The organism is Burkholderia sp. WP42, assembly GCF_000745665.1.
Taxonomy (GTDB): Bacteria; Pseudomonadota; Gammaproteobacteria; order Burkholderiales; family Burkholderiaceae; genus Burkholderia; species Burkholderia vietnamiensis.
In genome coordinates, this window is sequence record NZ_JQJT01000016.1 from 118118 (window position 1) to 144206 (window position 26089).

At 69.4% G+C, this 26089-nt stretch carries 21 protein-coding genes; 7 read left to right on the forward strand and 14 right to left on the reverse strand.

Annotation, left to right across the window (positions count from 1 at the left end; all coding sequences use genetic code 11):
- The first annotated feature begins 350 nt into the window (after window positions 1-350).
- Genes EX20_RS09625 through EX20_RS09635 form a run of 3 tightly spaced genes read left to right on the forward strand, consistent with a single transcriptional unit; the run spans window position 351 to window position 2959 of the window.
- Window positions 351-1772 carry a cytochrome ubiquinol oxidase subunit I gene (locus EX20_RS09625; protein WP_011880998.1) on the forward strand — a complete coding sequence of 474 codons (1422 nt, stop codon included), beginning with the start codon at window positions 351-353 and terminating at the stop codon, window positions 1770-1772.
- A 28-nt stretch (window positions 1773-1800) separates the two neighbouring features.
- The gene (gene cydB, locus EX20_RS09630) at window positions 1801-2808 is read left to right on the forward strand and encodes a cytochrome d ubiquinol oxidase subunit II (RefSeq protein WP_011880999.1); all 1008 of its coding nucleotides are present in this window, start codon (window positions 1801-1803) and stop codon (window positions 2806-2808) included.
- Window positions 2780-2959, forward strand: coding sequence for a hypothetical protein (locus EX20_RS09635; RefSeq protein WP_011881000.1), 180 nt, complete (start codon window positions 2780-2782; stop codon window positions 2957-2959). The genes cydB and EX20_RS09635 overlap by 29 nt, the downstream gene beginning before the upstream one ends.
- 178 nt (window positions 2960-3137) lie before the next feature.
- On the opposite strand, the gene EX20_RS09640 is transcribed toward EX20_RS09635, so the two are convergent.
- The 5 genes from EX20_RS09640 to EX20_RS09660 all read right to left on the reverse strand — a co-directional run bounded on the left by EX20_RS09640 (window position 3138) and on the right by EX20_RS09660 (window position 7531).
- Window positions 3138-3593 (reverse strand): TIGR00725 family protein, encoded by a 456-nt coding sequence (locus EX20_RS09640; protein ID WP_106919422.1) that lies wholly within the window; start codon window positions 3591-3593, stop codon window positions 3138-3140.
- A 70-nt stretch (window positions 3594-3663) separates the two neighbouring features.
- Entirely contained in the window at window positions 3664-4494 is an 831-nt protein-coding gene (locus EX20_RS09645) for an ABC transporter permease (RefSeq protein WP_034193389.1), read from the reverse strand.
- A 10-nt stretch (window positions 4495-4504) separates the two neighbouring features.
- Window positions 4505-5593 (reverse strand): extracellular solute-binding protein, encoded by a 1089-nt coding sequence (locus EX20_RS09650; RefSeq protein ID WP_034193390.1) that lies wholly within the window; start codon window positions 5591-5593, stop codon window positions 4505-4507.
- 26 nt (window positions 5594-5619) lie between these two features.
- Window positions 5620-6672 (reverse strand): ABC transporter ATP-binding protein, encoded by a 1053-nt coding sequence (locus EX20_RS09655; protein WP_034193391.1) that lies wholly within the window; start codon window positions 6670-6672, stop codon window positions 5620-5622.
- Between the two features lie 7 nt (window positions 6673-6679).
- A complete protein-coding gene (locus EX20_RS09660; protein ID WP_034193392.1) occupies window positions 6680-7531 on the reverse strand; it encodes an ABC transporter permease in 852 nt (283 codons plus the stop codon).
- A gap of 161 nt (window positions 7532-7692) precedes the next feature.
- On the opposite strand from EX20_RS09660, the gene EX20_RS09665 reads away from it, so the two are divergent.
- Window positions 7693-8589, forward strand: coding sequence for a LysR substrate-binding domain-containing protein (locus tag EX20_RS09665; RefSeq protein WP_034193393.1), 897 nt, complete (start codon window positions 7693-7695; stop codon window positions 8587-8589).
- 108 nt (window positions 8590-8697) lie between these two features.
- Here EX20_RS09665 and EX20_RS09670 read toward each other — a convergent pair whose 3' ends face one another.
- Window positions 8698-10356 carry an alkaline phosphatase family protein gene (locus EX20_RS09670; RefSeq protein ID WP_034193394.1) on the reverse strand — a complete coding sequence of 553 codons (1659 nt, stop codon included), beginning with the start codon at window positions 10354-10356 and terminating at the stop codon, window positions 8698-8700.
- 251 nt (window positions 10357-10607) lie between these two features.
- On the opposite strand from EX20_RS09670, the gene EX20_RS09675 reads away from it, so the two are divergent.
- Window positions 10608-10829: a hypothetical protein gene (locus EX20_RS09675; protein ID WP_011881008.1), complete on the forward strand. Its 222-nt coding sequence runs from the start codon at window positions 10608-10610 to the stop codon at window positions 10827-10829.
- Window positions 10830-10904: 75 nt separating this feature from the next.
- Here the strand turns inward: EX20_RS09675 and EX20_RS09680 are convergent, their stop codons facing one another.
- Both EX20_RS09680 and EX20_RS09685 read right to left on the reverse strand, forming a co-directional pair.
- Entirely contained in the window at window positions 10905-14783 is a 3879-nt protein-coding gene (locus EX20_RS09680; protein ID WP_034193395.1) for a DUF748 domain-containing protein, read from the reverse strand.
- Between the two features lie 152 nt (window positions 14784-14935).
- Window positions 14936-16375, reverse strand: coding sequence for a DUF1254 domain-containing protein (locus tag EX20_RS09685; protein WP_034193396.1), 1440 nt, complete (start codon window positions 16373-16375; stop codon window positions 14936-14938).
- 314 nt (window positions 16376-16689) lie between these two features.
- On the opposite strand from EX20_RS09685, the gene EX20_RS09690 reads away from it, so the two are divergent.
- Entirely contained in the window at window positions 16690-19473 is a 2784-nt protein-coding gene (locus EX20_RS09690; protein ID WP_072465462.1) for a heavy metal translocating P-type ATPase, read from the forward strand.
- Between the two features lie 56 nt (window positions 19474-19529).
- Here EX20_RS09690 and EX20_RS09695 read toward each other — a convergent pair whose 3' ends face one another.
- From EX20_RS09695 to EX20_RS09710, 5 genes are all read right to left on the reverse strand, one after another.
- Window positions 19530-19751, reverse strand: coding sequence for a hypothetical protein (locus tag EX20_RS09695; protein WP_371465002.1), 222 nt, complete (start codon window positions 19749-19751; stop codon window positions 19530-19532).
- Window positions 19752-19915: 164 nt separating this feature from the next.
- The gene (locus EX20_RS09700; protein WP_034193398.1) at window positions 19916-20395 is read right to left on the reverse strand and encodes a GNAT family N-acetyltransferase; all 480 of its coding nucleotides are present in this window, start codon (window positions 20393-20395) and stop codon (window positions 19916-19918) included.
- 127 nt (window positions 20396-20522) lie between these two features.
- Window positions 20523-20678 (reverse strand): hypothetical protein, encoded by a 156-nt coding sequence (locus tag EX20_RS32490; protein ID WP_011881014.1) that lies wholly within the window; start codon window positions 20676-20678, stop codon window positions 20523-20525.
- Between the two features lie 175 nt (window positions 20679-20853).
- On the reverse strand, window positions 20854-22476 hold the full coding sequence (locus EX20_RS09705) for a flagellar hook-length control protein FliK (protein WP_231572251.1): 1623 nt from the start codon (window positions 22474-22476) through the stop codon (window positions 20854-20856).
- A gap of 46 nt (window positions 22477-22522) precedes the next feature.
- Window positions 22523-23218, reverse strand: a complete 696-nt coding sequence (locus tag EX20_RS09710; protein ID WP_011881016.1) for an MgtC/SapB family protein — start codon at window positions 23216-23218, stop codon at window positions 22523-22525.
- A gap of 115 nt (window positions 23219-23333) precedes the next feature.
- On the opposite strand from EX20_RS09710, the gene EX20_RS09715 reads away from it, so the two are divergent.
- Window positions 23334-24443 (forward strand): AGE family epimerase/isomerase, encoded by a 1110-nt coding sequence (locus EX20_RS09715; RefSeq protein ID WP_034193399.1) that lies wholly within the window; start codon window positions 23334-23336, stop codon window positions 24441-24443.
- Here EX20_RS09715 and EX20_RS09720 read toward each other — a convergent pair.
- Window positions 24416-26050 (reverse strand): methyl-accepting chemotaxis protein, encoded by a 1635-nt coding sequence (locus EX20_RS09720; protein ID WP_034193400.1) that lies wholly within the window; start codon window positions 26048-26050, stop codon window positions 24416-24418. The genes EX20_RS09715 and EX20_RS09720 overlap by 28 nt on opposite strands.
- Window positions 26051-26089: the final 39 nt, after the last annotated feature.

Genomic DNA, 26089 nt, shown 5'->3' on the forward strand with positions numbered 1-26089 from the left:
CGGCCCTGCCGAAACGAGACTCAGAGTGTACGCAATTCATGCGACGCACGCCGCAGCCGCGCACGCAGCGGCGTGTTGACGCACGACAGGCGATCCGCATGATGCGTCGCGCCATATTGCCGCACGTGCGACCGACCGCCGCGCAGCCGTCGCATGCGCCGCGCATCGCGTTGTTGATACGAATCAACGATTTATCTCGAAAACGGGCGCGACGCGCTGGACATCTGCGACGAGTTGGCACATTTCGCGGCGCAGCATCGGGGCAGATACTCCAGCCAACCCCGCCGCCCTCGACGGTTCGGGGGCCGCCGGCACCCGCCGGCGGGTATCGTCAGCCTCGGTCAACTGGTATGAACACCGCATTTTCGGCCTTCGATCTGGCCCGCCTGCAATTCGCGTTCACCGTCTCCTTCCACATCGTGTTCCCGGCGCTGAGCATCGGCCTCGCCAGCTTCATCGCCGTGCTCGAATATCGCTGGCTGAAGACGGGCAAGTCTTACTACAAAACCCTGTGTCTGTTCTGGTCGAAGATCTTCGCGGTCGCGTTCGGGATGGGCGTCGTCTCCGGCGTCGTGATGAGCTACCAGTTCGGCACGAACTGGTCGGGCTTCTCGAGCTTCGCCGGCTCCGTCACCGGCCCGCTGCTGATGTACGAGGTCATGACCGCGTTCTTCCTCGAAGCGGGCTTCCTCGGCATCATGCTGTTCGGCTGGAATCGCGTCAGCCCGCGCGCGCACTTCGGCGCGACGCTGATGGTCGCGATCGGCACGCTGATCTCCACCTTCTGGATCCTCGCGTCGAACAGCTGGATGCAGACGCCGCAGGGCTTCGAGATCGTCGACGGCCGCATCGTGCCGACCGACTGGCTCGCGATCATCTTCAACCCGTCGTTCCCGTACCGCCTGCTGCACATGGCGATCGCCGCGTTCATCGTCGCGGCGCTGGTCGTGGCCGCGACGGGCGCATGGCATCTGCTGAAGGGCCGTCGCGACCGCGGCGTGAAGAAGATGTTCTCGATGGCGCTGTGGCTGCTGCTCGTGCTCGCGCCGCTGCAAGCCGTGATCGGCGACCAGCACGGGATCAACACGCTGAAGCACCAGCCCGCGAAGATCGCCGCGATCGAAGGGCTGTGGGACACCGAAAAGGGCGGCACGGCGCTCAACCTGTTCGGCATTCCGGACATGAAGGCCGAAACGACGCGCTACGCGGTGAAGGTTCCGCATCTCGGCAGCCTGATCCTCACGCATAGCTGGGACGGCGAAATCCGCGGGTTGAAGGACTTCCCGCCGCAAGACCGCCCGAATTCGACGATCGTGTTCTGGAGCTTCCGGATCATGGTCGGCATCGGCTTCGCGATGATCGGCCTCGCCGTGCTCGCGTGGCTGCTGCGCCGCCGCGGCAGCCTGTACGAATCGAAGTGGTTCCACCGCTTCGCGCTGGCGATGGGCCCGACCGGCTTCGTGTCGCTGCTCGCCGGCTGGGTGACGACCGAAGCGGGCCGCCAGCCCTGGGTCGTGTACGGCGTGATGCGCACCGCGCAGGCCGTGTCGCCGCTGACGCTGCAGCAGGTCAGCCTGTCGATGATGACCTTCGTGATCGTCTACTTCCTGGTGTTCGGCACCGGCATGTACTACATCCTGAAGCTGATGAAGGCCGGCCCCGCGCTGCCCGACGCGACGCACGACGCGAACCACGACGCGCCCGGCTCGCGCCGCGATCACACCGCGCGCCGCCCGATGTCGGCGGTCGACGAACTGATCGAGACCGTCTGAGCCCTCTTCTGAGCAAACGAGAAAACCTATGGACGTCACCGTAATCTGGGCCGCGATCATCGCATTGGGGCTCTTCATGTACGTCGTGCTCGACGGCTTCGACCTCGGCATCGGCATCGTCTTCCCGTTCTTCCCGGACGAGAAGGAACGCGACCTGATGATGAACACCGTCGCGCCCGTGTGGGACGGCAACGAAACGTGGCTGGTGCTCGGCGGCGCCGGGCTGTTCGCGGTGTTCCCGGTCGTGTATGCGACGGTGCTGTCGGCGCTCTACCTGCCGCTGATCTTCATGCTGGTGTGCCTGATCTTCCGCGGCGTGTCGTTCGAGATCCGCGCGAAGGCGCGCCGCACGAAGCATCTGTGGGACCTCGCGTTCATCGGCGGCTCGGCCGGTGCGACGCTGTTCCAGGGGATCGCGCTCGGCGCGTTCCTGCAGGGCATCAACGTGAAGAACGGCGTATTCGCCGGCGACGCGTTCGACTGGCTCACGCCGTTCAGCCTGCTGACGGGCCTCGGCCTCGTCGTCACGTATGCGCTGCTCGGCTGCTGCTGGCTCGTCGCGAAGACGGAAGGCGACCTGCAACGCCGCCTGCATCGCGTCGTGTGGCCGCTGACGGTCGTGCTGCTCGGCTTCATCGCGGTCGTCAGCCTGTGGACGCCGCTGCAGGACCCGGCGATCGCGCAGCGCTGGTTCGACACGGGGCTGTTCTGGCGCCTGCTGCCGGTGCCGTTCCTGGTCGCCGGATGCGCGGTGTGGATGCGTCGCGCGGTGCGCGACCGGCACGACATGACGCCGTTCGTGCTGGCGCTGGCGCTCGTGCTGCTCGGCTACGTCGGGCTGCTCGTCACGATGTTCCCGTATGCGATCCCGCCGACGATGACGATCTGGGAAGCCGCCGCGCCGCGTTCGAGCCAGACCTTCACGCTGGTCGGCGCAGCGATCATCCTGCCGATCATCATCGCGTACACGACGATGGGCTACTGGGTATTCCGAGGCAAGGTGCGTCATGAAGACCAGCATTACTACCACCACTGATTGCCGCGCGCGCCCGGCCGGCGCGCCGCGGCCCCGGATGCGCGGCTGGATGTGGTTCGTCGTGCTGTGGGCGGGCGGCGTGCTCGGCGCGGTCACGCTCGGCTACGCGTTCAAGCTGTTCATGAACCTGACGCTGTTTGCGGTGAAGTAAGCGGCGCGGCCCATACCGCCTCCTCGCGCATCCGTCGATCAACCGGCGGATGCGCGCTCCCCCCGCAACGGTACGGACCGTGCGCACCCATCGCACGATGCCGGGCTTCGATCCCGCCATGCAGAACCTGCGGCGGATGGTCTGAACCGTTGGCCCGCTGCATCCCGGCCGTGCGGCGCTACGCCGAATCGGCCAGCCACTGCGCCACCCGCGCGACGAGCCGGTCGGCGTCGTCGAAGCACTCGACGCCCGCCACCTGCGGCGCGTCGCAAATCGTGAACACCGGCTTGCCCCACTGCAAGCCGAGCGCGATTTCGGACAGCGTGCCGAGACCGCCGCCGACCGCGATCAGGCAAAGCGACGCGCGCGCCACCAGCGCGTTCCGCGTGATGCCGAGCCCGGTCGGCAGCGCGACGCTCAGATACGGATTCGCGAGCGTCGCGTCGTCTTCGGGCAGCAGCCCGATCGCACAGCCACCGGCCGCATGCGCGCCGCGCGCGGCGGCTTCCATCACGCCCTGCTTGCCGCCGCCGACGAGTGCGACGCCCGCCGTCGCCAACGCATGGGCGAGCCGCTCCGCGACGCGCATCTGCTCGTCCGTCGCGTCGCGCGGGCCGATCACGCCCACCGGCATCCGATGCCGGCGCAAGCCGTTCTGCCGCTGCGCCAGCCGCGCGAGCTGATCCCGCGCCGCCCCCGACCATTCAATGCCGCCGTTGCCGAACAAGGCCTTCCCCCAGTGCAAGAACGCAGGTGCAGATGGCGGTCAGCACGATCGACAGCACGGCCGCCTGCGAAAAATCGGTTTGCCCGTCCGACAGCTTCAGATACATCAGCAGCGGCAGGATGTTGATCTGCGTGCCGGCCAGCGCGAGCGCCGTGCCGTACGTGCCGAGCGCGATCGCGGTCACGAGGCACCAGGCGGACATGATCGACGGCCACAGCTCGCGCCACGCGACGTCGAGCCACGCGCGCCACGGCCGCGCACCGAGCGTCAGCGCCGCTTCGAGCGGCCGCCGGTCGAAATTCGCGAGGGCCGGATAGATCATCAGCGCGACCCGCGGAATCAGGTAATACGCATAGGCGAAGGCGAGCCCCGGCATCGTGTAGATCGCGCCGCCGATCGCGTTCGGATCGGCGCCCAGCGCCGCCAGCAGCATGGTGACGAAGCCCGCGCGGCCGAACGCGAGGATGAAGCCGTACGCGATCACGAGGCCGGAGAACGCGAGCGGCACGCCGAGCAGCGCCAGCGACCAGTGGCGGCGGGCCGGCGACTGGCCCGCCAGCACGAAGGCGAGCGGCACGCCCACGCCGACCGACAACGTCCCGGCGCCGACGCCCAGCGCGAGCGAGCGGGCGATCGCAGCGGCGACGAGCGGGTCGCGCAGCACCGCCGCGAACGCCCGCCCGCCGTCCGCACAGGCGGCGTCGACCAGCGCGGCGAGCGGCAGCACGAAGCACACCGCGAGCAACGCGGCCGCGGGAAGCGCGCCAAAGCGGCGCAGCACGCCGCGTTCCGGTAACGAAGCCTGCATCGCGAGCCCCTTAGTTGCCGAGCGTGGCCTGCGACCACAGCTGGTCGACCTCGGCCTTGCGCGCGGCCGCCTTCGCGACATCGAGCGGGCGAACCTGCGGCGCATTCGGCAGCTTCGCCGCGACGTCCGGCGCCACCGGCGTGCCGGGCACGGCCGGACGCACGTAACCCTGCGCGAACAGCGCCTGGCCGACGTCGCTCATCACGAGGTTGAGCCACAGCTGCGCGGCGGACGGATTCGGCCCGTTCTTCACGAGACTCATCGCATACGGCGCCGACACGCTGCCGTCCTGCGGAATCACGACGTCGGCCGCGTCGCCCATCCCGTCCGCATACTTCGCCTTCAGGCCGTCGTTCTCGTAGCCGATCAGGATCGGGATCTCGCCCTTCACGAATTTCGCATACGGCGTCGTGCCTTCGACGCGCAGCACGTTGCCCGCGCGCTTGAGCTTGCCGAAAAATTCGGCGCCCGGTTTCGGATTGTCGACGCCGCCGCCGTTCGCATACGCGGCCGCGAACACCGCGACCTGGCCCTGCCCGGTCGAACGCGGGTCGAGATAGACCACGGCGTTGCGGTACTCGGGCTTCAGCAGATCGGACCAGCGCTGCGGCACGTCCTTCACGAGCTTCCGGTTGACGAGGAACGCGATGTTCAGCGAATGCACGGCGAACCAGCGGCCGTCGGCCGCGCGGAACACGCCCGGCAGCTTGTCGAAGTTGATCGGCCGGAACGGCGCGACGACGTCCTTGCTCGCGGCGTCGAGCGCCGACGCCGCGAAGTAGTACGCGGTATCGGCCTGCGGACGGCGGCGCGACTTGTCCAGCGCGACGACGGTGGCCGCGGAGCCGATGTCGTTGTACGTGATTTCGACCTTCGGGTAGCGCTTGCGGAATTCGGCGAACAGCGCCTTCCAGTTCGCCCATTCGGGGCCGGTGTCGAACGACACGACGAGCCCTTCGTCGGCGGCCTTCGCGTACAGCGCGTCCTCGCCCGGATACAGCGGCGCCGCATGCGCAGCCGCGCAGGAAAGCGCCGCGAGCGCGCACAGTGCGAGCACGCGCGCGCGCATGCCTTTCACGAAAAGGGAACCTGCAGACATGGTGAATCTCCGTTGAACGAAAGGGGTCATGGCGCGTCCGGTGACGCCGGCAGCACGGGAAGCACGAGCAGATGGCGCGGATCGATCGCGATGCTGCGGGCGGCGGGCTCGCGCCCCTCGAACAGCAACGGGTCGGACGCTCCGTGCGGATGAAAGTCGTAGCGCTGCGTCGCGCCGAGATAGCGCACGTGGCCGGGACGGCCGTCGAGCCGGTTCACCGTGTGCGTCGGCGGATCCGCCTGCACGTGCTCGGGCCGCACCAGCACCGCGATTTCGGCGCCGGGCCGGTGCGCGCCCGTGTCCGCATGCAGCGTCGCGAAGCGCACGTCGACGGCGCCGTGCGCGAGCACACGGCCGGGCAGCAGCGTCGAATGCCCGACGAAGCGCGCGACCTGCGCGCTCGCGGGACGCTCGTACAGGTCGCGCGGCGTGCCGGCCTGCAGCACGCGGCCGCCGTCGACGATCGCGACGCGATCCGCCATGCTCAGCGCCTCGTCCTGGTCGTGCGTGACGAACAGCGTCGTCGCGCCGCACGCGCGCTGCAGCATGCGGATCTCGTCGCGCAGCTGGTGGCGGATGCCGGCATCGAGCGCGGCGAGCGGCTCGTCGAGCAACAGCAGCTTCGGCTCGATCACGAGCGCGCGCGCCAGCGCGACGCGCTGCTGCTGCCCGCCCGAAAGCATCGCCACGCCGCGCGTCGCATGCGCGGCCAGGCCGACCCGCTCGAGCATGTCGAGCGCGCGCTGGCGCCGCGCGCCGGCCGCGACGCCGCGCATCCGCAGCCCGTACGCGACGTTGTCGACGACCGACAGGTTCGGAAACAACGCGTAGTGCTGAAACACCATCCCGACTTCGCGCCGCCATACGGGCACGCCGGCCACGTCGGCGCCGCCGATCGCAATGCGGCCGCGCCAGCCGTCGAGCAGGCCGGCGGCGAGCCGCAGCAGCGTCGACTTGCCGGAGCCGCTGCGCCCCATCACCGCGAGCAGTTCGCCCTGGGCGGCGGACAGCGTGACGCCGTCGATGCCGTGACGCGCACCGGGATACTGGAAACTGACGTGTTCGAATTCGAGGCTCATGGCTGATTCACTTCAGGCGTTGCATGGTGCTGGTGGACACGAGCGTCGCGAGCACGGCGAGGACGAGCAGCACGACGGTCGCCGCGCAGGCCATCCCCGTCGCGCCGTAGAACGCCTGCAGCAGCACGATGGGATAGTTCCGGTAGCGAAAACCGGCGATCAGGTTCGAGATCTGGAATTCGCCGATCGACAGCGCGGCCACCATCACCAGACCGGAAAACAGGCTGTGCCGCAGGTTCGGCAGCACGATCGTGAAGAACTGGCGCAGCGGCGTCGCGCCGAGCGTCGCCGCGCAGGCCTCGAGACGCGCAAGCCCGAGATGCCGCAAATCGCTCAGCAGCGTCTGCAGCAGATACGGCAGCGTCAATACCGCATGCGCGGCGATCATCAGCGGCAGCGTGCCGAGCCAGGGCAGCGTGTCGCCGCTGAAGATCGCGATGTAGCCGAAACCGAGCGTGAGCGCCGGCACGGCGATCGGCATCAGCATCACGATGCGCGTCGCAAGCCCGCCGCCGGCCTGCGCGCGATGATGCAGCGAATACGCGAGCGGCAGCCCGATCGTCGCGTTGAGCGCGCAGCAGGCCAGCGCGACCATCAGGCTGACGCCGAACGCTCGCGTGAAGCCCCGGTTCGCGGCCAGATCGGTGAACCAGTGCGCGGTGAAGCCGGCGGGCAGCAGCGTATTGGTCCACGACTGCCCGACCGAGCCGACCAGCAGCAGCGCGATCGGCAACAGCAGGTAGAGGCCGAACGCGGCGACGAGTGCCTGCAGCAACAGCCGGCCGATGCGGGGGCGCGCTGCTTTGCTACGACGAATCGGAACACCGTCGGCCAATGCCGGGACGGATGACGGATGCATGACACACTCGCTGACGATGGGGGAGGACCGCGCGCAATGCCCGTCGGAACGGGCTCGTGGGCGTTGTCGGAACCCGCGCAGTGTGCGGATTCGACATGGCACCGTCATGAAAAAAACGTACAAAGACGGCATCGATCCATGCGAGAACGGAACAGCAGCCGATGAAACACCTGTATCCGAACGTCGCGGAACTGCACGCATTCGTCGCGTCGGCGAAATACCTGAACTTCTCGTACGCGGCACGCGAGCTGGGCCTGACGCCCAGCGCGGTCAGCCGGCAGATCGCCAGCCTCGAGGCGCTGTTCGGCGTGAAGCTGTTCGTGCGCGAAGGACGCGGCCTCACGCTCACCCGCGCGGGCGAGGTGTATCACGCACGCGTCGTCGCGCCGCTGCGCGAGATCGGCAATGCGTCGATCGAGCTGCTGAGCGCCCGCGAGAACCGCGACCTGCTGACGATCGCGAGCGTCCCGACGTTTACGACCAAGTGGCTGCTGCCGCGGCTCACGCGCTTTCTCGCCGCCGCGCCGGGCGTCACGCTCGGCTTTCGCCGCCATCTCGCGCCGGGCGACCCGTTTCCGTTCGGGCTCGACGCGGCGATCCGCTATGGCGACGGCGCATGGGAAGGCATACGAAGCGACTATCTCGACGGCCGGACCTTCGTGCCGGTCTGCACGCGCGAATTCGCGGAGCGGCACGCGCTGCGCGGCCCCGCCGACGTCGCGTCGGCGCCGCGCCTGGTGCACGAACAGGCGGAGATCGCATGGTCCGAATGGGCGCAGCGCCACCACGCGACGCGGATGAATGCGCTGGCCGGCGCCCGCTTCGAACAGTATTCGGTGCTGATCCAGGCCGTCCAGGCCGGGCTCGGGATCGCCCTGGTGCCGCGCTTCCTGATTCTCGACAATCTCGCGGCCGGCACGCTGATCGAGCCGTTCGACGCCCCGGTCGACCTCGACGCGCAGGGGCACTATCTCTGCTACGCGCCCGAACGCCTCGCGACCAGCGACGCGCTGCGGCGTTTCCGCGAGTGGATGCTCGACGAAGCGACGCAGGGTTGATCGACGGCGAGCGCCGGAGCGGTCGCCATCGGCGTCCGGGCGACCGGACGCGGGCCGGCGTATCCGGTGCCGGACGCCGCGCGACGGCGGCATCCGGCCCGCGCAAGGTCAGCGATCGATACCGAGCCCCGGCAGCACGCGCGTATTCTCGGCGACGACCGCGTGCAGCAGCTTCGGATCGGCGCCGAGCAGCCCTAGGATCGTCGGCGCGACCTGCTTCGTGCCGACCAGATCGCTCACGCTGCGCGCGCGCTGCAGGCCCGGATACGACACCAGCAGCGCGAGATGGCTGTCGTCCGGCGCGTTGCCGCCATGCTCCTCGTCCTTCTTCGTGCTCGACGTGTAGATCACGCCCGGATTCGGCTGCACGATGAGGTCCGGCGTGCGGCCGTTGGCCGGGTCGCCGAACCGCTCGGCCAGCGCCGCGCCGTACAGGATGTACGCCTGCGGGCCGTCCGCGCAGATGCCCGGCGCGTTGCAGCCGAGGTTGGCCTGCAGCGTGCGCACCACGGCCGTGCGCTGGCCGCGGTCGCGCAGCCAGATCAGGCCGACGTCGTCGGTCTGCACGAAGCCCGTGCCGGCGAGGCCCGAACCGTCGTTCGGGTTGCCCGTCGTCGTGTTGTTCTGGCCGAAGTTGCCGTTCGGATCGAGGTAATCGTTCGCTTCGAGCAGCTTCGTCAGCGTGTCGCCGTTCTTCACGAGCTTGGTGCGATCGGTCGGCGACTGGCCGTGCTTCGCGGTGACGATCACGGCCGTCGACGTGTACAGGTTGCGCTGCTTCAGCTCGGCGACGATGTGGCCGATCGCGCCGTCGACGTAGGTGATCGCATTCGCGACCTGGCCGTTCGGCGTGAAGTTCGCATCGAGATAGCCGCCGCCCTTCGCGACCGGCGCCTTCTGCGCGACGCTGAGCGTCTGGAAGTTCGCGCCAAACAGCGTCGGCACCGGCGCCGTCCTGGCGCCGGTCGAATCGCGGCCGTCGATCTGGTTGATCAGCGCCTGCACGTGCAGGTTGTCGAAGCGCGCGGTGTGCGAATAGACGTCGGTGTACGCGGTGTTGGTGGCCGGGTCGATCGAGTTGATCTCGGTGCGCATCAGATCGTCGACGCCCGTGCCGGACGGGCCGTTCAGCCAGTCGTAGCCCCACGCGTGCTTGTCGGCCCACGCGGTGTACGCGTTCGGCACGCCGGCCTTGACGGCCTCGAACACCGTGTTGGTCTTCAGGTAATCGTGCGGGTAGACCGGCACGCAGCGGCCGCCGACCTTCGCGTGCGGAATGGCCTGCGGGTTGAACGCGCCGCCGCCGTCGAGGTGCACGAGCGCGCCGCCGTTCATCGCGTCGATGCCGGTCGTCTCGTCGAACACCACGTTCCAGCCCTGCTTGCCCGAGCAGGTCGTGTCGCTCGGCGCGTACAGGTTGCGGTCGTAGGACACGTCGTAGAACAGGCCGGCCGTCTTCGGCGAGCCGCCCGTCACGAGCGCGGCGAGGCCCGGGAACGAGTCCGACAGGCCGGGCGTGTACGCATTCGTATACGTGACGCCGCTTTGCGCGAGCACCGCGAGGTTCGGACACGTGTTCGCGCCGATGCAGCGCGCGAGATCCTGCTCGTGCAGGCCGTCGACGCTGATCAGCAGCACGTGCTTCGCGACGCGCCGGCCATGGCTGCCGTCGTCCTGCTGCGCTGCCTGGGCGCTGGCGCTCGCGAGCGCCAGCGCGCCCGCCACCATCACCGCGACGTTTCGTTGCTTGGCGAATCTGGAAATCATCACCCCACCTCATCGATTGACGTTGAACCGCATGACTTGCCGGAAGGCGCGCAAAATATGGCCGGCTCGTGCGGCGGTCCGATGAAGCGGGGCTTTCTGTTGTCTGTCAAACGTAACCAATCGCAAGCGGCATCGGACGGTCGCGATGCGCCGCGTCGGCCGCCGCGCGTGCACGCGGCCGGATTTTTGTCGGACTTGGCGCGCGACTATTGGCGTGTAATAAAGGGTTTTCCCTGACCCGGAGCACGAGTATGTCGACCCTGGAAGCGCTCAGGTTCGTGCTGGACGATGCACGCACCCCCGAAATCATTCGCCATCACGTCGTCGACGCGCTGCAGTACGCGTTGCGCAATTACGGCCAGGTGTTCACGGCCAAGGAAGTCGAATGGCTGACGCAGTGGGACGATGCGCGCCTGCCGCTCGCCGCGAGGAAGGAACTGGACAAGCGCGAACCGGCGCTCGACGGGCGCTGACGCCGCACGGGCCGCGCCGCGCGATCGTGCGCGGCGCGGCCGCGTCGAACGACGCGCGGCCGCTTGCTTGCCGCGTTACTGCAGGCCGAAATCGACGCGCGTCGTCGCGCCCTTGTCCTCGATGCCCTTCGCATCGAGCTTCGGCGCGACGACGAACATCCGGCTCGAATCGATCTTGCCGTCGAGATACTGGCGCACCGCCTGCGCACGCTGCTGCGCGAGCGCGCGCAGCGCGTTGTCGTCGGCCGGCGCGTGATCGGCAAGCGCCTTCTTCATGTCCGCATCCGGCAACGTCTTCTGCAGGCCGACCAGGTTGCGCGGCTTCTTGAAATCGGCCGCCTTGTACGCGCGCGTCAGGTATTTGTCGTACTCGGCCGGCGCGACCTTCACCGTCATCGGGTCGACGCTCTCGCCCTGCCCGATCACGTCCTTGAGCTTCTGCTGACGAACCAGCCGGTCGACATACACGTCGCGCAGCCCCGGCGTGTCGACGGCCGGATCGACGCGGCCGATCAGGTCGAGCCGGATCGACGGCTTCTCGGTCAGCATCTTCGCGACGGTGTCGAGCTTCTTCTGCTGCGCGTCGCTGAGCGCGTACGAGCCCGGCGCGAACTCGACGTAGCCGAGATCCTCGCCGCCGCTGCCGCCGAACGCATGCGACAGCAGCGTGAACGGCGACGTCACCGCCTTCGCGATCAGGTTCAGCACCGCGCGCCAGATCAGCCCGCCGATGCTGAACTCCGGATTCGACAGCGAGCCCGACACCGGCAGGTTCACGTCGATCTCGCCGCGCGTGTTCTTCAGCAGCGAGATCGCGAGCTTCACCGGCAGCTTGGTCGCCGTGTCGTTCTCGACGTGATCGCCGAACGTCAGCTGGTCGATGAAGATATGGTTGTTCGCCTGCAGCTGGTCGTTGGCGAGCTGGTAATGCAGGTCGACGTTGAGCTTGCCCTTCGTGATCGGGTAGCCGGCGTACTTCGCCGAATACGGCGTCAGGTTCGTCAACTCGACGCCGTGCGCGGTGGCGGTGAGGTCCAGCGCCGGCTTGTCGATCAGCGGGTTCACCGAGCCCCTGATCGAGATCGGCCCGTTGCCGGCCAGGTTCGCGGCGACGTCGACCGGAGCCGACGTCGTCGAATCCGTGCCGAACGCGCCGACCGTGCCCTTGATCGCGACGAGGTTCGCCGTGTAGTTCGGCTTGATGAAGTTGTCGGTGTAGGTCACGCGGCCGTTTTGCAGCACCAGCTCGCCGAAATGCATACGCACCGGATTCTGCGGCGGCGGCGCGGCCTTCACGATCACCGTCGCCGCTGCGGCGGACGGCGCCGATGCCTGCCGCGCGGCCGCGGCCGACGCCGCCTGCGCGGCGGCCGGCGGCGTCACGCCGGGCGACAGCGGCACCGGTTCGCTCTTGCTCGCGTCGCGCGTGAGCGACTGCGCGGGGCCGGTTTCCTTCGCGACGACGTCCTTCAGGTTCAGCCGCCCCTGCGCGTCGAGCAGCACGCGGCCATAGAAGTTCGAGAACGTCACACGCGCGGCGTCGACGTCGGTGCCCTTCTCGTCGTAGTTCACTTTCAGGCTCGACAGCGCGAGCGAGCGCCAGCCGGCGAACGGGTCGGACGTCGCCTTGTCGAGCATCCGCACGTCGACCAGCGCGGCGTCGCCGTGGTAGGTCGCGCGCGGCGCGCCCTTCACTTGCGCGAACGTCAGGTTGCCCTGCGCATTGAGCAGCGCGCTCGCGATGGTCGCGTTCAGCGCGCTGCCGAAGTACGGCTCGAACGCGGCTGCGTCGAGCCGGTTGCCGTCGATCTTCAGGCCGACTTTCAGCGGCATCGCGGTGACGTCGCCCGACGCGGCGAGCGAGCCCTTGCGGTTCAGCGTCGCCTTCAGGCGCACCGGCAGCGGCTTCGTCAGGTCGTCGCTGATCTGCTGCACCGACAGCTCGAGCGGCTTGATCGCGAGCTTCACCGGGCGCGGCGTCGTCAGGTCCGTGAAGTTCGCGGACGCGTCCTTCACGTTCAGCGCGTCGATCCGGTAATGCCACGCCGGCGCGCTCGCGGCGGCCTTGCGCGCGACCGTGCGCGCCGGCACAGGCGCCGCCGGCCGGGCCGGCTCGCCGAGCGCCGCGAGGTCGATGCTGCCGTCCTTCAGACGCTGCACGTCGAGCGCGAGGCCCGTCGTGTCGACGCTCGTGATGTCGGCCGTGCGCGCGCCGACGTCGATCTTCGCGATCTTCGCGCTGGCGTCGCCGAGCGCGATCGCGGGCGCCTTCGCGTCGGGCGTCGCGAGCTTCAGCGCTGTCAGGCTGACCGTGCTGTCGACGACCTGCGCGTCGAGCGGCGTCTTGCCCCAGTCGGCCTTCGCGTTGAGGTTCGCGCCCAGCGTGCCGTCGAGCACGCGCGCGCGGGTCGCATCGGCGAGGTACGGCTGCAGCGCCGGCAGCGCGAGCGCAGCGACGCTCAGCTTCGTGTCGGCCTGCTTCGCCGCGACGCTCACCGCGCCTTCGGCCTTCAGGTCGCCGCCGCGCGACAGCGACGTCGACAGCGTGTATTTCGCCGGCGTCTTGCCCTGCAGCGTGAAGCCGTCGAGCGTCGCGGCGAGCTTCGTCAGCGAGATCGCGGCCGGGGTCGCTGGCGCGCGGTCGTCGAAGTTGAGCGTGCCGCCGTCGATCGCGAAATGGCGGATCGTCAGGTCGAGCGGCGGCGCTTGCTTCGCGGTGGTGTCGGCGTTGGGGGCGGTCGGCGTGCTGGCGGCGGTGACGTTCGCGGCGGCAACGCTCGCCGTGGCGACGCTCGCGGCACCCGATGCGGCCGCGCCCGAGGCTGCGGGCTTTTCTGCTGCCGTCTTTTCTGCTGCGGTCTTGTCCGCTGCCGGCTTCGCCACGGCGGCCGGCTGGCCGCCGAGCTTCTCGACGTTCAGCACGCCCTGCCGGTCGCGCGACAGATCGACGACCGGCTGGTCGATGCGGATCTCGTCGAAATGCAGCACGTTGCGCAGCGGCTCGAGGCCCGCGGCCGCGACGTGCACGCCGCGCGCGGCGAACAGCGGCTCGGACGCGAGGCCGGTCACCTTCGCGTCGTTCAGATCGACGGTGCCCGCGACGCGCAGCGACGGCGTGTCGCCGCTCATCACGAACTTCAGCGTCAGATTGCTGCTCAGCAGGCCGCTCGTGACGACGACCGGCAGCTTCGTCGACGCATACGAAATCAGCTTCGGCACGTCGAGCCGGTCGAACGTCAGCGTGACTTCGGATTCGCGCGACTGCGCGAACGGCTTCGTGCGGCCGTCGATCGCGATCGGGCTGCCGTCGAACCGCGCGCGCAGCTTCGGCTGCACGAAGATGTCGGTCTTCGACGGCAGCGTCGCGATGAACGGGATGCCGAGCGTCCAGTTGTCGACCACGTGCCGCTCGTTCAGCAGGCGGTCGTCGAAATCGATGCGGCCGTCGTTGACCTGGATGTTCGACACCGAGAACAGCGTCGGCTTGCTGGCCGGCTGCGACGGCGTCGAGAACTTCTCGATCAGGTCGGTGAAGTTCAGGCGCTGCGCGTCGTAGCGGACGATGTGAAAGCGCGGCGAGTCGACGCGCAGTTCGTTGACGATCGGCGCGCCGCGCAGCAGCGACGTCCACGACGGCCGTACCACCAGCTTGCCGATGTCGATGAAGTCGCCGCGGCCGCCGCGCTCGCCGATATGCACGCCATCGGCTTCGAGGTTCAGCGTGTACGGGTTCAGCGCGATGCGCCGAATCGTCGACGGCCGGTCGAGTTGCTTGCTCAGTTGCTGTTCGGCGAGATGGCGAATCAGCGGCGGCGCGGCGAAGAAACCCAGCAGCCCGAACACGATGACGAAGATCAGCACGCCGATGCCGATGCGCCGGGTCCGACGCGAGCGTGCAATGCCGCCGAGGGCATGGAGGGTCGAGGTTACGGTTTTCTTGTCTGCGCTTGCCATGCTTGAATGCCTCGGGAACACGAGCAAGGCCGCGCCGGTTTTCCGGCGCGGCCTTGCAAGCTATCCCGAAAGTATAGGCCGAGGTGGTGACGGAGCGTCGTTGGGGTGCGGCCGCCACGCCCGCGCATCGGACAGCGGCGGCGCGTGTCCGTTCATTTCCGGACGACGGCGGGCGGCAACCAGGAGCCGTCGGTCGCTTGCGGCTTCGGCGCGTACAGGCGCAGCGCGAGCGCGAAATCGGTGCGCGGCGCCGGCAGCCAGTTGGCCCCGCGCGCGCCGCTCGACGTCGCCGACACGACCACGTCGATCGAGCCGTCGCGGTTGCGGCGCAGCCGCTCGCGATCGCCGAGCGAGCGGCGTGCCGCACCGACGTCGGGCAGCGCGCCGTTGGTCGCATACGGCGTGAGCGTCCAGAAGCCGCGCACCGGCGGCACCGCGCCCGGCGCGAAATGCAGCATGTAGCGGTTCGCGCCGTTCAGCGGCTGGCCGTCGCTGTCGACGCGCACGAGCGCGAGCGTTTCGTCGTCGCGCGTCGCGGTGCCGAACTGCGTGTAGGCCGCGTACGCGCGCAGCGCGTAGTCCTGCCCGTACTTGCCGGCCGTGTCGCCGATCCAGCTCCAGCCGTTCGCGCCCAGCAGGTTCGACGGCGGCGTCGCGAGGCGAGCGCGCGCTTCGGCGACGCCGGCCGTCGCCGCGCTCAGGCGGTCGCCCGTCCACTGCACCGGGTAGCCGGCCGACACGCCGATATCGCTGAGCAGTTCCTGCGCGTGCGCGTCGTCGGCGGGCGGCGGGTTGTCCTGCAGCGCCTGGGCGAAGCGCGTGAAGAACGCCTTCGGATCGAGCGCCGCGACCTGTTCGGCCGGCGTGCCGCCGCTCGCGGCTTCCGACGGCGCGCTGCCCGCATGGACGGCCACCGACGCGCCGCGCGCGGCGCCCGTATACACCGACAGCGGCACCACGCGGATCGCCCGCTGCAATTTCCTCACGTTCGTCAGGTCGCGGCCGCCGCTCGTCTGCAGCCGCACTTCGAGCCACGCGTTGGCCGACGGCACGTCGACGCGCACCGCGCCCTTCGGCAGCGTGCCCTGCCAGTCTTTCGCGACGAAGGCGATCGTTTGCGAGCGCATGGCGCCGCGCGCACCGTGCAAGGCCACGCTCGACGACGACCACAGCACGTTCGTCCACATGTCGAGTGCGCGCGCGTCCCAGTAGCGGCCGCGCGTGTCGGGCAGCGTGACGATCACCGGCTCGGCGCCGACGTCGAGCCAGCCGGTCGAGTCGAGCGTATCGACGCCCGGCAGCGGCGGATTCAGCGCGCCGACCGGCGGCAGCGCCTGCGCGTGGCGCAGCGTGTTGAGCGGCGCCTGGCCCGGCTGCGCGCCGTCCCCGCCGGTCGCGGCTTCCTTCGCGACGTCCATCAGCACGAGCGGATACGCATATATATAGGAGTCGGCGACTTCGGCGCGCATCCAGCCGGTTTTGCGCTGGATCGCATCGGGTTGCGACGCGCATCCCGCCAACAGCGCCGCGATGGCGAGCGACGCGGCGGCGGCGCGTCGCAGAGAAACGGTTTCTCGTCGATTTTCAATCATTGATCACTGGCCGAATATCTTTTTTGTCAGTCAACGCCTTGTTCGACGCATGCTCGGCGCAAGCAAGGCACTTCAGCGGCCCTGATTGCCGTCTCGTCGCGGCGGGCGCTGATGTCAGGCCGGTATCATAGCGCCTAAGGGCATCCCCCAATATGCCGAATAGCAGGCTAAGGTCATTGCGGGGCCGAGGGTCGATCGCGAACCATTATTTTGATATCTCGCTCCGGATCGACATCGCCGCTTGACCTTCCCATCATGGGAATGTCGATACTGATGTCATTCGCGGCACGAACCGTGCCTTTGGGGAATCCGACATGACTGAATCACTCGCGTCCACGGCAACGCACACGATCGAACTCGACATCGACGGAATGACCTGCGCATCATGCGCCGGCCGCGTCGAGAAGGCGCTCGCCAAGGTGCCGGGCGTCACACGGGCATCCGTCAATCTGGCCACCGAACGTGCGAGCGTCGACGCCGCGCCGGACGTTTCCGCGTCGCGGCTCGTCGACGCGGTCCGGCAGGCCGGTTACGGCGCGACACCGGTTGCGGCAAAGCCAGCCGCCAGCGCGCAGCCCGTCCCAGCTCCGGCACCGGCACCGGCACCGGCACCGGCCAACATCGAGCTCGACATCGACGGGATGACCTGCGCATCGTGCGCCGGCCGCGTCGAGAAGGCGCTCGCCAAGGTGCCGGGCGTCACACGGGCATCCGTCAATCTGGCCACCGAACGTGCGAGCGTCGACACCGCGCCGGACGTATCCGCGTCGCGGCTCGTCGACGCGGTCCGGCAGGCCGGCTACGGCGCGACGCCGGTCGCCGCCACACCCACGGCCGACCGCGCCGGACCGGCCAGTTTCGAGCTGGACATCGGCGGCATGACCTGCGCGTCCTGCGCGGGCCGCGTCGAGAAGGCGCTGGCCGCGGTGCCGGGCGTCGCGCGCGCGTCGGTCAATCTCGCGACCGAGCGCGCGTCGGTGCAGGCGGCCGGCACGCTCGACGCCGCCGCGCTGATCGCGGCGGTCACGTCGGCCGGTTATCAGGCGTCGCTCGCCGCCGAGGCGCAGGCCGCGGCCGCCGCTCCCGCCGCACCCGACCCGGCGCAGGCCACCGACGCGCGCAAGCGCCGCGACGCGATCCGCGAACGCAATCTCGTGATCGGCGCGGCCGTGCTGAGCACACCGCTCATCGTGCCAATGCTCGTCGCGCCGCTCGGCATCGACGCGATGCTGCCCGGCTGGCTGCAGCTGGTGCTCGCGTCGATCGTCCAGTTCGGTTTCGGCGCGCGCTTCTATCGGGCCGCGTGGCACGCGGTAAAGGCGCGCACCGGCAACATGGACCTGCTCGTCGCGCTCGGCACGTCGGCCGCCTTCGGCCTGAGCCTGTGGATGCTGCTGCGCGAGCCCGCGCATCCGGGCCACCTGTATTTCGAGGCATCGGCCGTGATCGTCACGCTGGTGCGGTTCGGCAAATGGCTCGAAGCCCGTGCGAAGCGCCAGACCACCGACGCGATCCGCGCGCTGAACGCGCTGCGCCCCGATCGCGCGCGCATCGTCGAGCACGGCGTAGAGCGCGACGTGCCGCTCGCGCAGGTGCGCGTCGGCACGACCGTGGCGATCCGTCCGGGCGAGCGCGTGCCGGTCGACGGGCGCATCGTGTCGGGCCGCTCGCACGTCGACGAATCGCTGATCACCGGCGAAAGCCTGCCGGTGCCGAAGGACGACGGCGATCCCGTCACGGCCGGCTCGATCAACGGCGAAGGCGCGCTCGTCGTCGCCACCACCGCGATCGGCGCGGAGACGACGCTCGCGCGCATCATCCGCCTCGTCGAATCCGCGCAGGCCGAGAAGGCGCCGATCCAGCGGCTCGTCGACCGCGTCAGCGAAGTGTTCGTGCCGTCGATTCTCGGCATCGCCGTGCTGACGCTGATCGGCTGGCTGATCGCCGGCGCCGGCGCCGAAACGGCGATCCTGAACGCCGTCGCGGTGCTCGTCATCGCATGCCCGTGCGCGCTCGGTCTCGCGACGCCCGCCGCGATCATGGCCGGCACCGGCGTCGCGGCGCGCCGCGGCGTGCTGATCAAGGACGCGCAGGCGCTCGAGCTCGCCCAGCGCGCGACCGTCATCGCGTTCGACAAGACCGGCACGTTGACCGAAGGCAAGCCGTCCGTGACGGCCTTCGACGCCGTCGACATCCCGCGTGAGCAAGCGCTTGCTGTGGCAGCAGCCGTGCAGCGCCACAGCAATCATCCGCTCGCGCGCGCGGTGGTCGCCGCGTACGACGCGGACGTCGCCGCGCGCGGCGGCGCAGCCGTGGCGGCCGATGCTGCGGCGGCAACCGACGCGCGGGCGGTCGCCGGACGCGGTGTCGAAGCGCGTGTGAACGGCCGGCTGGTCGCGCTCGGCAGCAGCCGCTGGCGCGACGAGCTGGGCATCGCGGTTCCGCCCGAACTCGGGGCGCGCGCGGCCGAGCTCGAACGCGCGGGCAACACGATTTCGTGGCTGATGCGCGCCGACGCGCCGCGCGCGCTGCTCGCGCTGATCGCCTTCGGCGACACGGTGAAGCCGGGCGCGCGCGACGCGATCGCGGCGCTGTCGGCGCGCGGCGTCGCGAGCGTGCTGGTGACGGGCGACAACCGCGGCAGCGCGGCGGCCGTCGCGGCGGCGCTCGGGATCGATGAAGTGCATGCGCAGGTGCTGCCCGACGACAAGGCGCGCGTGGTCGCCGAGCTGAAGCGCACGCATGGCGGCGTGGTGGCGATGGTCGGCGACGGGATCAACGACGCGCCGGCGCTCGCCGCGGCCGACGTCGGCATCGCGATGGCGACCGGCACCGACGTCGCGATGCATACGGCCGGGATCACGCTGATGCGCGGCGATCCGACGCTCGTCGCCGACGCGATCGACATCTCGAAGCGCACCTACCGGAAGATCCAGCAGAACCTGTTCTGGGCGTTCGTGTACAACCTGATCGGCGTGCCGCTGGCGGCGCTCGGTTGGCTGAATCCGGTGATCGCGGGCGCGGCGATGGCGTTTTCGAGCGTCAGCGTCGTGACCAACGCGTTGCTGTTGAGGAGATGGAAAGGCAAGGCGCGGTGATGTGGCGCGGGGCGAACACGGGGGCCTTCATCCGCCCGCTTCGCACCGCGCAGGGTTCAACGGCTTCGACGAAGCCACGAACGATACGCGGCGATCACGACCAACATCGCGCCGTCGACCATACCCGGCAACGGAAGCGGGTTCGTCCACTTGGCCATGTTGGCGCTGCGCGCGCAGTACAGCGGACCATCGCCGTACGCCTCATTGAGACTGATCGCGTTGGACGCACCAGTGAGCAGGACGGCAATCGGCAGCGTCACACCGATCGAGATGCGCAACGGGCGTTTTCGCATATCAGTATTGAACCGTCCGTGGGACGTGGCATTCCGGGGCGTCTTTCGTTGCGGCCACGATTTCTCGAACGCATGGCCGATGCATCACGCTTCCTTCCGGAATGGAATGGAATGCGAACGCCGAGCCGTCGTTGGGGGAATCCCCGCCGCTACTCCTGAACGACCGGCTTGAGCAATGTGGTCGTGATCGGTACGAAGCCGCACGCCCGATAAAGCGCACGTGCAGCCGTGTTGTGATTGAACACCGACAGTCCGATCTCCGTGACGCCATGACGGCGCGCCTCGGCCTCGAGCGCATCGAGCGCGCGCGTCGCCCAGCGCTGACGGCGCCGGGACGGGACGATGTCGAGGTCGTAGATGAACAGCGTGCGGTTCGGCCCTTCGGCCACGATCGCATACCAGAGATCGCCGACCGTATCGCCGGTGGCGGTGTCGATCAGTTGGACGAGCGTCTGGCCGGGGGTGAGCAGGCCGTCGGGCAGCAGCGTATCGAAGCAGGCGCGGGCGCGGCTGGCCGCATCGTCGATCGCGTTCTGGCCGGAGGACACGAGGTCGCGCGCGTAGCCGTCGACGGCGCGCGTGCGGTATGCATGGAATTCGCCGGCCGTCATCGGCCGCATCTGCAGCATGGCTCGGAGGTCGCGAAGCAAGTCGGACTTCCAGTGTAGCGGGACGGTCGCACCGGCGCGCGATGCGGCGGCGGAAAACGGGCAGGCAGGTGCGGCGAGCGCCGCGCCGAATCAGCGAATCAGCGAATCAGCGACGGTACAGGACGATCGGCGCGAGGTTCGCACGGCGCATACGCTCGACTTCGGCGTGACGCGCGGCGTACGAATAATCGGTGTCGAGCGGGAGGTGCGGGGAGACGAACAGGTCGTCGATCTTTTGCAGCAGGGCGAGAATGAAGCTCATTTGAGACTCCTGACAAAGTGCGCTAGGGTTTTCCCTTAGACGGCTTCCATTCTAAGGGTTTTCCCTGAACTCCGCCAGCGTTACGCATCAATTCGTCGCACCGCTGTAGTCGTCTCACGACGCCGTAATACGGCGATCGTTGCCCGGCGTGGCGTTGCAGGTAGGGTCGGACCGCTTAGCGGGTTCGACGCACGCGCTTCGCGGCCGCGGCCTCGCGATTCGCATTGCGCTGGAGCCGGTCGACTTGCGACAGCAGCGCCTCGTGGCGGTCCGCGAGGGTCATCAACGTCGCCTGCTGCGCCGACAGATCGGCCGCCAGCCGATCGATTCGCTGTTGCCTGATATCGAGGTCCTGTTTCAACTGCGCGATTTGCCGGGTTTGCAACACCAGCGCGACGAGCCCCGCGCACACGACGACCGCCAGCGTCAGCAGCAGCCGGTTGACACGGCGCATCTCGCGATCGGCAACCTGCTTGATGCCGGCCGTGTCGGCCTGCAACGCGGCGAGCCGCTCGGACAGCGGACGCAGATGAACGTCGGGATCGAAGGCCGACGAATTCTGCACGGCCGGTTGCACGCGATCGGCCGACGGCTTCGTCACGAACGACGCCGCGGACGCCACCGGCGGCGCGGCCGGCTGCGTCGGCGCGGCAGTGCGCGGCGCATTTCCGGCGCTCGTGGCAATCGCTACGGCGGCGGGAGCGGCCGGTTTGGCTGGCTCGACCGACGCCTGCCGTTCAGCGGATGGCGCAACGTACTCGGGCGTCGTTGAAGACGGGACCGAAGCCGAGGCCGGCTCCGCGGTCGCAACAGACGCCTGCGCTTCCGGCGTGTCGCTCGCTGCTGTCGTTTCGCGCGCACCGCTCGCTGCGCGCCGCTTGCCGCCCGACGACGCGCGGCGCGCCCTGCTGCTCTGGCCGCGCGTCCGCCCTGCTTCGTCGCGTTTGTCCGGCCTGCCCGCAAGTTCCGCATCGTTAGCGGATTTCACGGGCGGTTCAGCGGCGGCCGCATCGGCAACTGCGCTCGCAGTCTCGGTCGCAAGCCCGGCATCCGTTACGGCCTCGTCGGCGGTTTCCGGCACGCCGCCGGCCGGAGCTTGCGCGCCGTCGATCGCCGGCTCGCCAATCGCAATCGCACCGACGTCAGCGGGTTGCCGTACGTCGGCTGCCTTCGTTGTGTGGGAATCGACCGTGTGCACGACATCCGCGTCGCGCGTATCGCCATGTCCCGCCGCAGGCGACGATCCCGGTTCCGATTCCGCCGACGCGGCAACGTCTCCATCACGCATCGCGGTCGCACCGATCGCGCTGGTGGCACCAAACCCGTCCAGCGTCGCCTGCCGCCCGGCGTCCTCGCTGTCCGCCGTGGTCGCTGCCGCTCGTGCGTCCGCCGACGTATCGTCACGCGCAGCGCCCGCCCCACGCGCAGCCGGCTCGAGCACCGGATCGCCGAACAGGTCGAGCGTAACTTCGTCCCGCGAAGCATCGCCAACCGGCGCGTTGGCCGGCCGCGCGGATGCCTTGGCGGCGCTATCCGCAGCAGCCGCGGCCGAGCGCGAACGAGTCGAAGAACGGCTGGAGTCTGACGCATCGCCAGCCGGCGCGTTGGCCGGCCGCGCAGAGGCATTAGCGGCGCTATCCGCAGCAGCCGCGGCCGACCGCGAACGCGAACGAGTCGAAGAACGGCTGGACCGGGAACGGGAACGCGGCACGGAAACGGATTCGGTCATGGAGTCGGATGACGGGTCGCGCCAGCGGCGCCGGATGTCGAACGGAATCGGTGACGGCCATTGTCGCATGACCAAATGTCGATCCGGCCGCTGCGCCGACGCGCTCGGCCGACGTTCATTCGTCGCCCGCCAACCCGTTGCCTTCGTCGAATCGCGTCACGCACGGCAACCCGCGCAGCTTGTCGCAGATCGCGCGGAATTCGAGGTCCGACACGCGCGCGAGCGCGATGCGGACTTCGTCGTGCTCGCCCGTTTCGTCCGCGCGCTGCACGATGAACTGCTTCACGCGCGCGCTGTCGGGGCCGAGCGCCGCGTGCAGCGAATCGAACGTCAGCGCGCCGCTCACGACCGTCAGCGCGAGCTGCCGGCGCTGCCGCACCGTGAAGTAGCGCCGCTCCAGCGGCTTGATGCCGGCGAGGATGATCAGAATGATGATCGTCGCGGAAATCGACGCGACGTACAGACCGCCGCCGACCGCGAGCCCGATCGCCGCGACCGACCACAGGCTCGCGGCCGTGGTCAGCCCGCGCACGATCTCGCCGCGCAGCAGGATCGAGCCGGCGCCGAGAAAGCCGATGCCCGACACGACCTGCGCGGCGATCCGCGACGGGTCGAGCACGACGTGCTCGCGACCGAGCACGTCCGCAAACCCGAACGCCGACACGATCATGATCAGCGTCGAGCCCACGCACACCAGCATGTGCGTGCGCAGGCCGGCGGCCCACGACAGCCGCTCGCGTTCGAAGCCGATCACACTGCCGAGGGCGGCCGCGAGCACCAGCCGCATCACGAGTTCCAGATTGCCGAGCATCGGATTTATCTCCTTTTTTTGCTGCCGGCGCCGCGGAATGTTTTATCCTTGGCCTCGGTCGCGCCGGTCCACCGGGCCGCGCCGACACGTTTCGATCCCAGCGCACAACCCCGTCATGTCCGTTTCCGACTCCGCTTCCGCCCAGGCCGCCCAGTTGCGCGACCATTTTGCGCACGTCATCTTGCCGATCTGGCAGGGTCCAGGGTTCGACCGCACGTTGCGGCTGCCGTTCGAGGCCGTCGATCCGGCCACCCATGCGCCGCTGCCCGTCACGCGGTATCGCGCGATGGCCTGTGCGCGGCAACTGTTCGTGTTCGCGCAAGCCGGTCACACCGCGCACGCGGCCACGCTGTTCGATTCGCTCTGCAGCCGCTTTCGCGACCCGCAGCACGGCGGCTGGTTCTACAGCGTCGACGCGCAGGGCGCGCCGCTCGACACGACCAAGGATCTCTACACCCATGCGTTCGTCGTGTTCGCATGCGCGGCATGGCATGCGGCGTCGGGCGACGCCGTGGCACGCACGGTCGCCCAGCAGACCGCCGCGCTGATCCAGGACCGCTTCGCGCCGCAGCCGCGCGCCGCGCTGCTCGATGCCGCGCGCCACGCCGATTTCTCGTCGTCGGGCAGCGGCGCGCTGCAGAATCCGCTGATGCATCTGACCGAAGCGTGGCTCGCGGCCGCCGATGCGTTCGGCGACGCGGCGTTCGACGATGCGCTGGCGCGCACCGCGCAGGCGGTCGAGCGCACGTTCGTCGATCCCGCGACCGGCTGCGTCGCCGAGCTGCCGCTCGGTGCGTCCAGCAACCGTTTCGAGCCCGGCCATCAGTTCGAATGGTTCTATCTGGTCGATGCGGCCGGCGCGCGGCTCGCGCATACGGGGCTGCGCGACGCGCTCGGGCGCGCGTTCGCGTTCGCGCAACGGCACGGCGTCGATGCGCAGACGGGCGCCGTGTGCGCGGCGCTCGACGCGCACGGCGCATGCATCGACGGCACCCAGCGGATCTGGGCGCAGACCGAATACCTGCGCGCACTCGCGACGCACGGCGACACGCCGGCCGGCGCGCCGCTCGCGCAGCAGATCGCGCGCTTCGCCGCGCGCTTCCTGCTGCCGCGCGGCTGGATCGAATGCAAGTCGGCCGACGGGCAGGTGTCGCGCGCCGACATGCCGTCGACCACGCCCTACCACCTCGCGACCGCCTACGCGGCGCTGCCCGCCGCTTCGTAAGCGGCGTCGGCCGGCGACGGCGACACCGCGGCGCGCTCGTCGCGCACCGCACGCTGCGCACGCGCGTCGCCCAGTTCGAACACCGACACCGCGCGCATCAGCTGCGCGGTCTGGTCGTTCAGCGACGACGCCGCCGCCGCGACCTGCTCGACCAGCGCCGCGTTCTGCTGCGTCAGCTGATCCATCTGCGTGACGGCCTGGTTCACCTGCTCGATGCCGACGCTCTGCTCGACCGATGCGGACGTGATTTCCGTCATCGTCTGCGCGACGCGCGTGATCGACGTCGATACCGTGCGCATCGCCGCGCCCGCGCGCTCGACGAGCTCCGAGCCGCCGTCGATCTGCGCGACCGATTCCTCGATCAGCGCCTTGATCTCCTTCGCCGATTGCGCGCTGCGCTGCGCGAGCGAGCGCACTTCGCCCGCGACCACCGCGAAGCCGCGGCCCTGCTCGCCCGCGCGCGCCGCTTCGACCGCCGCGTTCAGCGCGAGGATGTTGGTCTGGAATGCGATGCCGTCGATCACCGAGATGATTTCCGCGATGCGCCCCGAACTGTGCGCGATCCCGCGCATCCGGTCGATCACGCTGTCGACCACGCTGCCGCCCTGGCGCGTCGCGTCGAGCGCCGCGTCGGCCAGCGCGCTGGCCGCGCGTGCGCTGTCCGTGTTCTGACGGACGGTCGCGGTCAACTCCTCCATGCTCGCCGCGGTTTCCTCGAGCGACGCGGCCTGCGTGCCGGTGCGCGCGGACAGGTCCGCGTTGCCGCCGGCGATCTCGCCCGCGCCGACGTGGATCGCATCCGACGCGTGGCGCACGGTGCGCACGGTGTCGGCGATGCTCGCCTGCATCGCGGCGAGGCCGCGCAGCATCCGGTCGATCTCGAACACGCCGCCCGCGCGCACGGTTTCGTCGAGCCGCCCTTGCGCAATCCGCTCGAAATGGCGGCCGGCTTCGTCGAGCGGCGCGACCACCGCGCGCCGCGCGCCCCCGTAGATGGCGGCACTCGCCGCGAGCATCGCGACCAGCAACACGATGCCGACCCACTTGAACCATTGCATCCCGCCATCGATCGTGGCGAGCGCCGTGCGGCTCGACGCGCCGCCGTAGTCCGCGAAACGATGTAGTTCCGCGATGTAGGCGTCCTGGAAGCCTTGCGTCGGCTGGTCGAGAAACGCCTGGATGTTGCCGGCGTCGAGGAACTGCACGAGTTCGCCGAGCGCGCCGCGCAGCGCGCGATAGCGCTCGGTGAGCGCCGCGACGCGCGCGCGGTTGGTGTCGTCGACCGGCGGCGCGGCCGCCAGACGCGCGAATGCGCTGTCCGCTTCGGCGAGCGACGCGCTGGCATGACCGATGATGTCGTCGGGCTTGGGGCCGCCGCGCACCATCCGCGTGCCCGCACGCGACAGGTTCACGCGCGCGTCGAGCAGCCGCTCGGTCGCCTGGCTCGCCGCGTCGACCTGCGCGATCGCGACGTTCGACAGATCGTCGACGCCGCTGCGCGTCGACGTGAGCGCCCAGAACCCGAGCGCCTCGATCGCGAATAGAAAGAGGCAAAACACGGTCAGCACGCCGAGCAGACCCGACGCGAGCTTGATTTTTCCGAACATGGGGGAAGATTCCTGGAAGCGGAGGATGGAGCAATGCCC

Bases quoted from the DNA above. Each gene is read 5' to 3' on its own strand.
- EX20_RS09625 (WP_011880998.1), top strand. From the start codon at position 351: ATGAACACCGCATTTTCGGCCTTCGATCTGGCCCGCCTGCAATTCGCG.
- cydB (WP_011880999.1), top strand. From the start codon at position 1,801: ATGGACGTCACCGTAATCTGGGCCGCGATCATCGCATTGGGGCTCTTC.
- EX20_RS09635 (WP_011881000.1), top strand. From the start codon at position 2,780: ATGAAGACCAGCATTACTACCACCACTGATTGCCGCGCGCGCCCGGCC.
- EX20_RS09640 (WP_106919422.1), bottom strand. From the start codon at position 3,593: ATGCCGGTGGGCGTGATCGGCCCGCGCGACGCGACGGACGAGCAGATG.
- EX20_RS09645 (WP_034193389.1), bottom strand. From the start codon at position 4,494: ATGCAGGCTTCGTTACCGGAACGCGGCGTGCTGCGCCGCTTTGGCGCG.
- EX20_RS09650 (WP_034193390.1), bottom strand. From the start codon at position 5,593: ATGTCTGCAGGTTCCCTTTTCGTGAAAGGCATGCGCGCGCGCGTGCTC.
- EX20_RS09655 (WP_034193391.1), bottom strand. From the start codon at position 6,672: ATGAGCCTCGAATTCGAACACGTCAGTTTCCAGTATCCCGGTGCGCGT.
- EX20_RS09660 (WP_034193392.1), bottom strand. From the start codon at position 7,531: ATGCATCCGTCATCCGTCCCGGCATTGGCCGACGGTGTTCCGATTCGT.
- EX20_RS09665 (WP_034193393.1), top strand. From the start codon at position 7,693: ATGAAACACCTGTATCCGAACGTCGCGGAACTGCACGCATTCGTCGCG.
- EX20_RS09670 (WP_034193394.1), bottom strand. From the start codon at position 10,356: ATGATTTCCAGATTCGCCAAGCAACGAAACGTCGCGGTGATGGTGGCG.
- EX20_RS09675 (WP_011881008.1), top strand. From the start codon at position 10,608: ATGTCGACCCTGGAAGCGCTCAGGTTCGTGCTGGACGATGCACGCACC.
- EX20_RS09680 (WP_034193395.1), bottom strand. From the start codon at position 14,783: ATGGCAAGCGCAGACAAGAAAACCGTAACCTCGACCCTCCATGCCCTC.
- EX20_RS09685 (WP_034193396.1), bottom strand. From the start codon at position 16,375: ATGATTGAAAATCGACGAGAAACCGTTTCTCTGCGACGCGCCGCCGCC.
- EX20_RS09690 (WP_072465462.1), top strand. From the start codon at position 16,690: ATGACTGAATCACTCGCGTCCACGGCAACGCACACGATCGAACTCGAC.
- EX20_RS09700 (WP_034193398.1), bottom strand. From the start codon at position 20,395: ATGCTGCAGATGCGGCCGATGACGGCCGGCGAATTCCATGCATACCGC.
- EX20_RS32490 (WP_011881014.1), bottom strand. From the start codon at position 20,678: ATGAGCTTCATTCTCGCCCTGCTGCAAAAGATCGACGACCTGTTCGTC.
- EX20_RS09705 (WP_231572251.1), bottom strand. From the start codon at position 22,476: ATGCGACAATGGCCGTCACCGATTCCGTTCGACATCCGGCGCCGCTGG.
- EX20_RS09710 (WP_011881016.1), bottom strand. From the start codon at position 23,218: ATGCTCGGCAATCTGGAACTCGTGATGCGGCTGGTGCTCGCGGCCGCC.
- EX20_RS09715 (WP_034193399.1), top strand. From the start codon at position 23,334: ATGTCCGTTTCCGACTCCGCTTCCGCCCAGGCCGCCCAGTTGCGCGAC.
- EX20_RS09720 (WP_034193400.1), bottom strand. From the start codon at position 26,050: ATGTTCGGAAAAATCAAGCTCGCGTCGGGTCTGCTCGGCGTGCTGACC.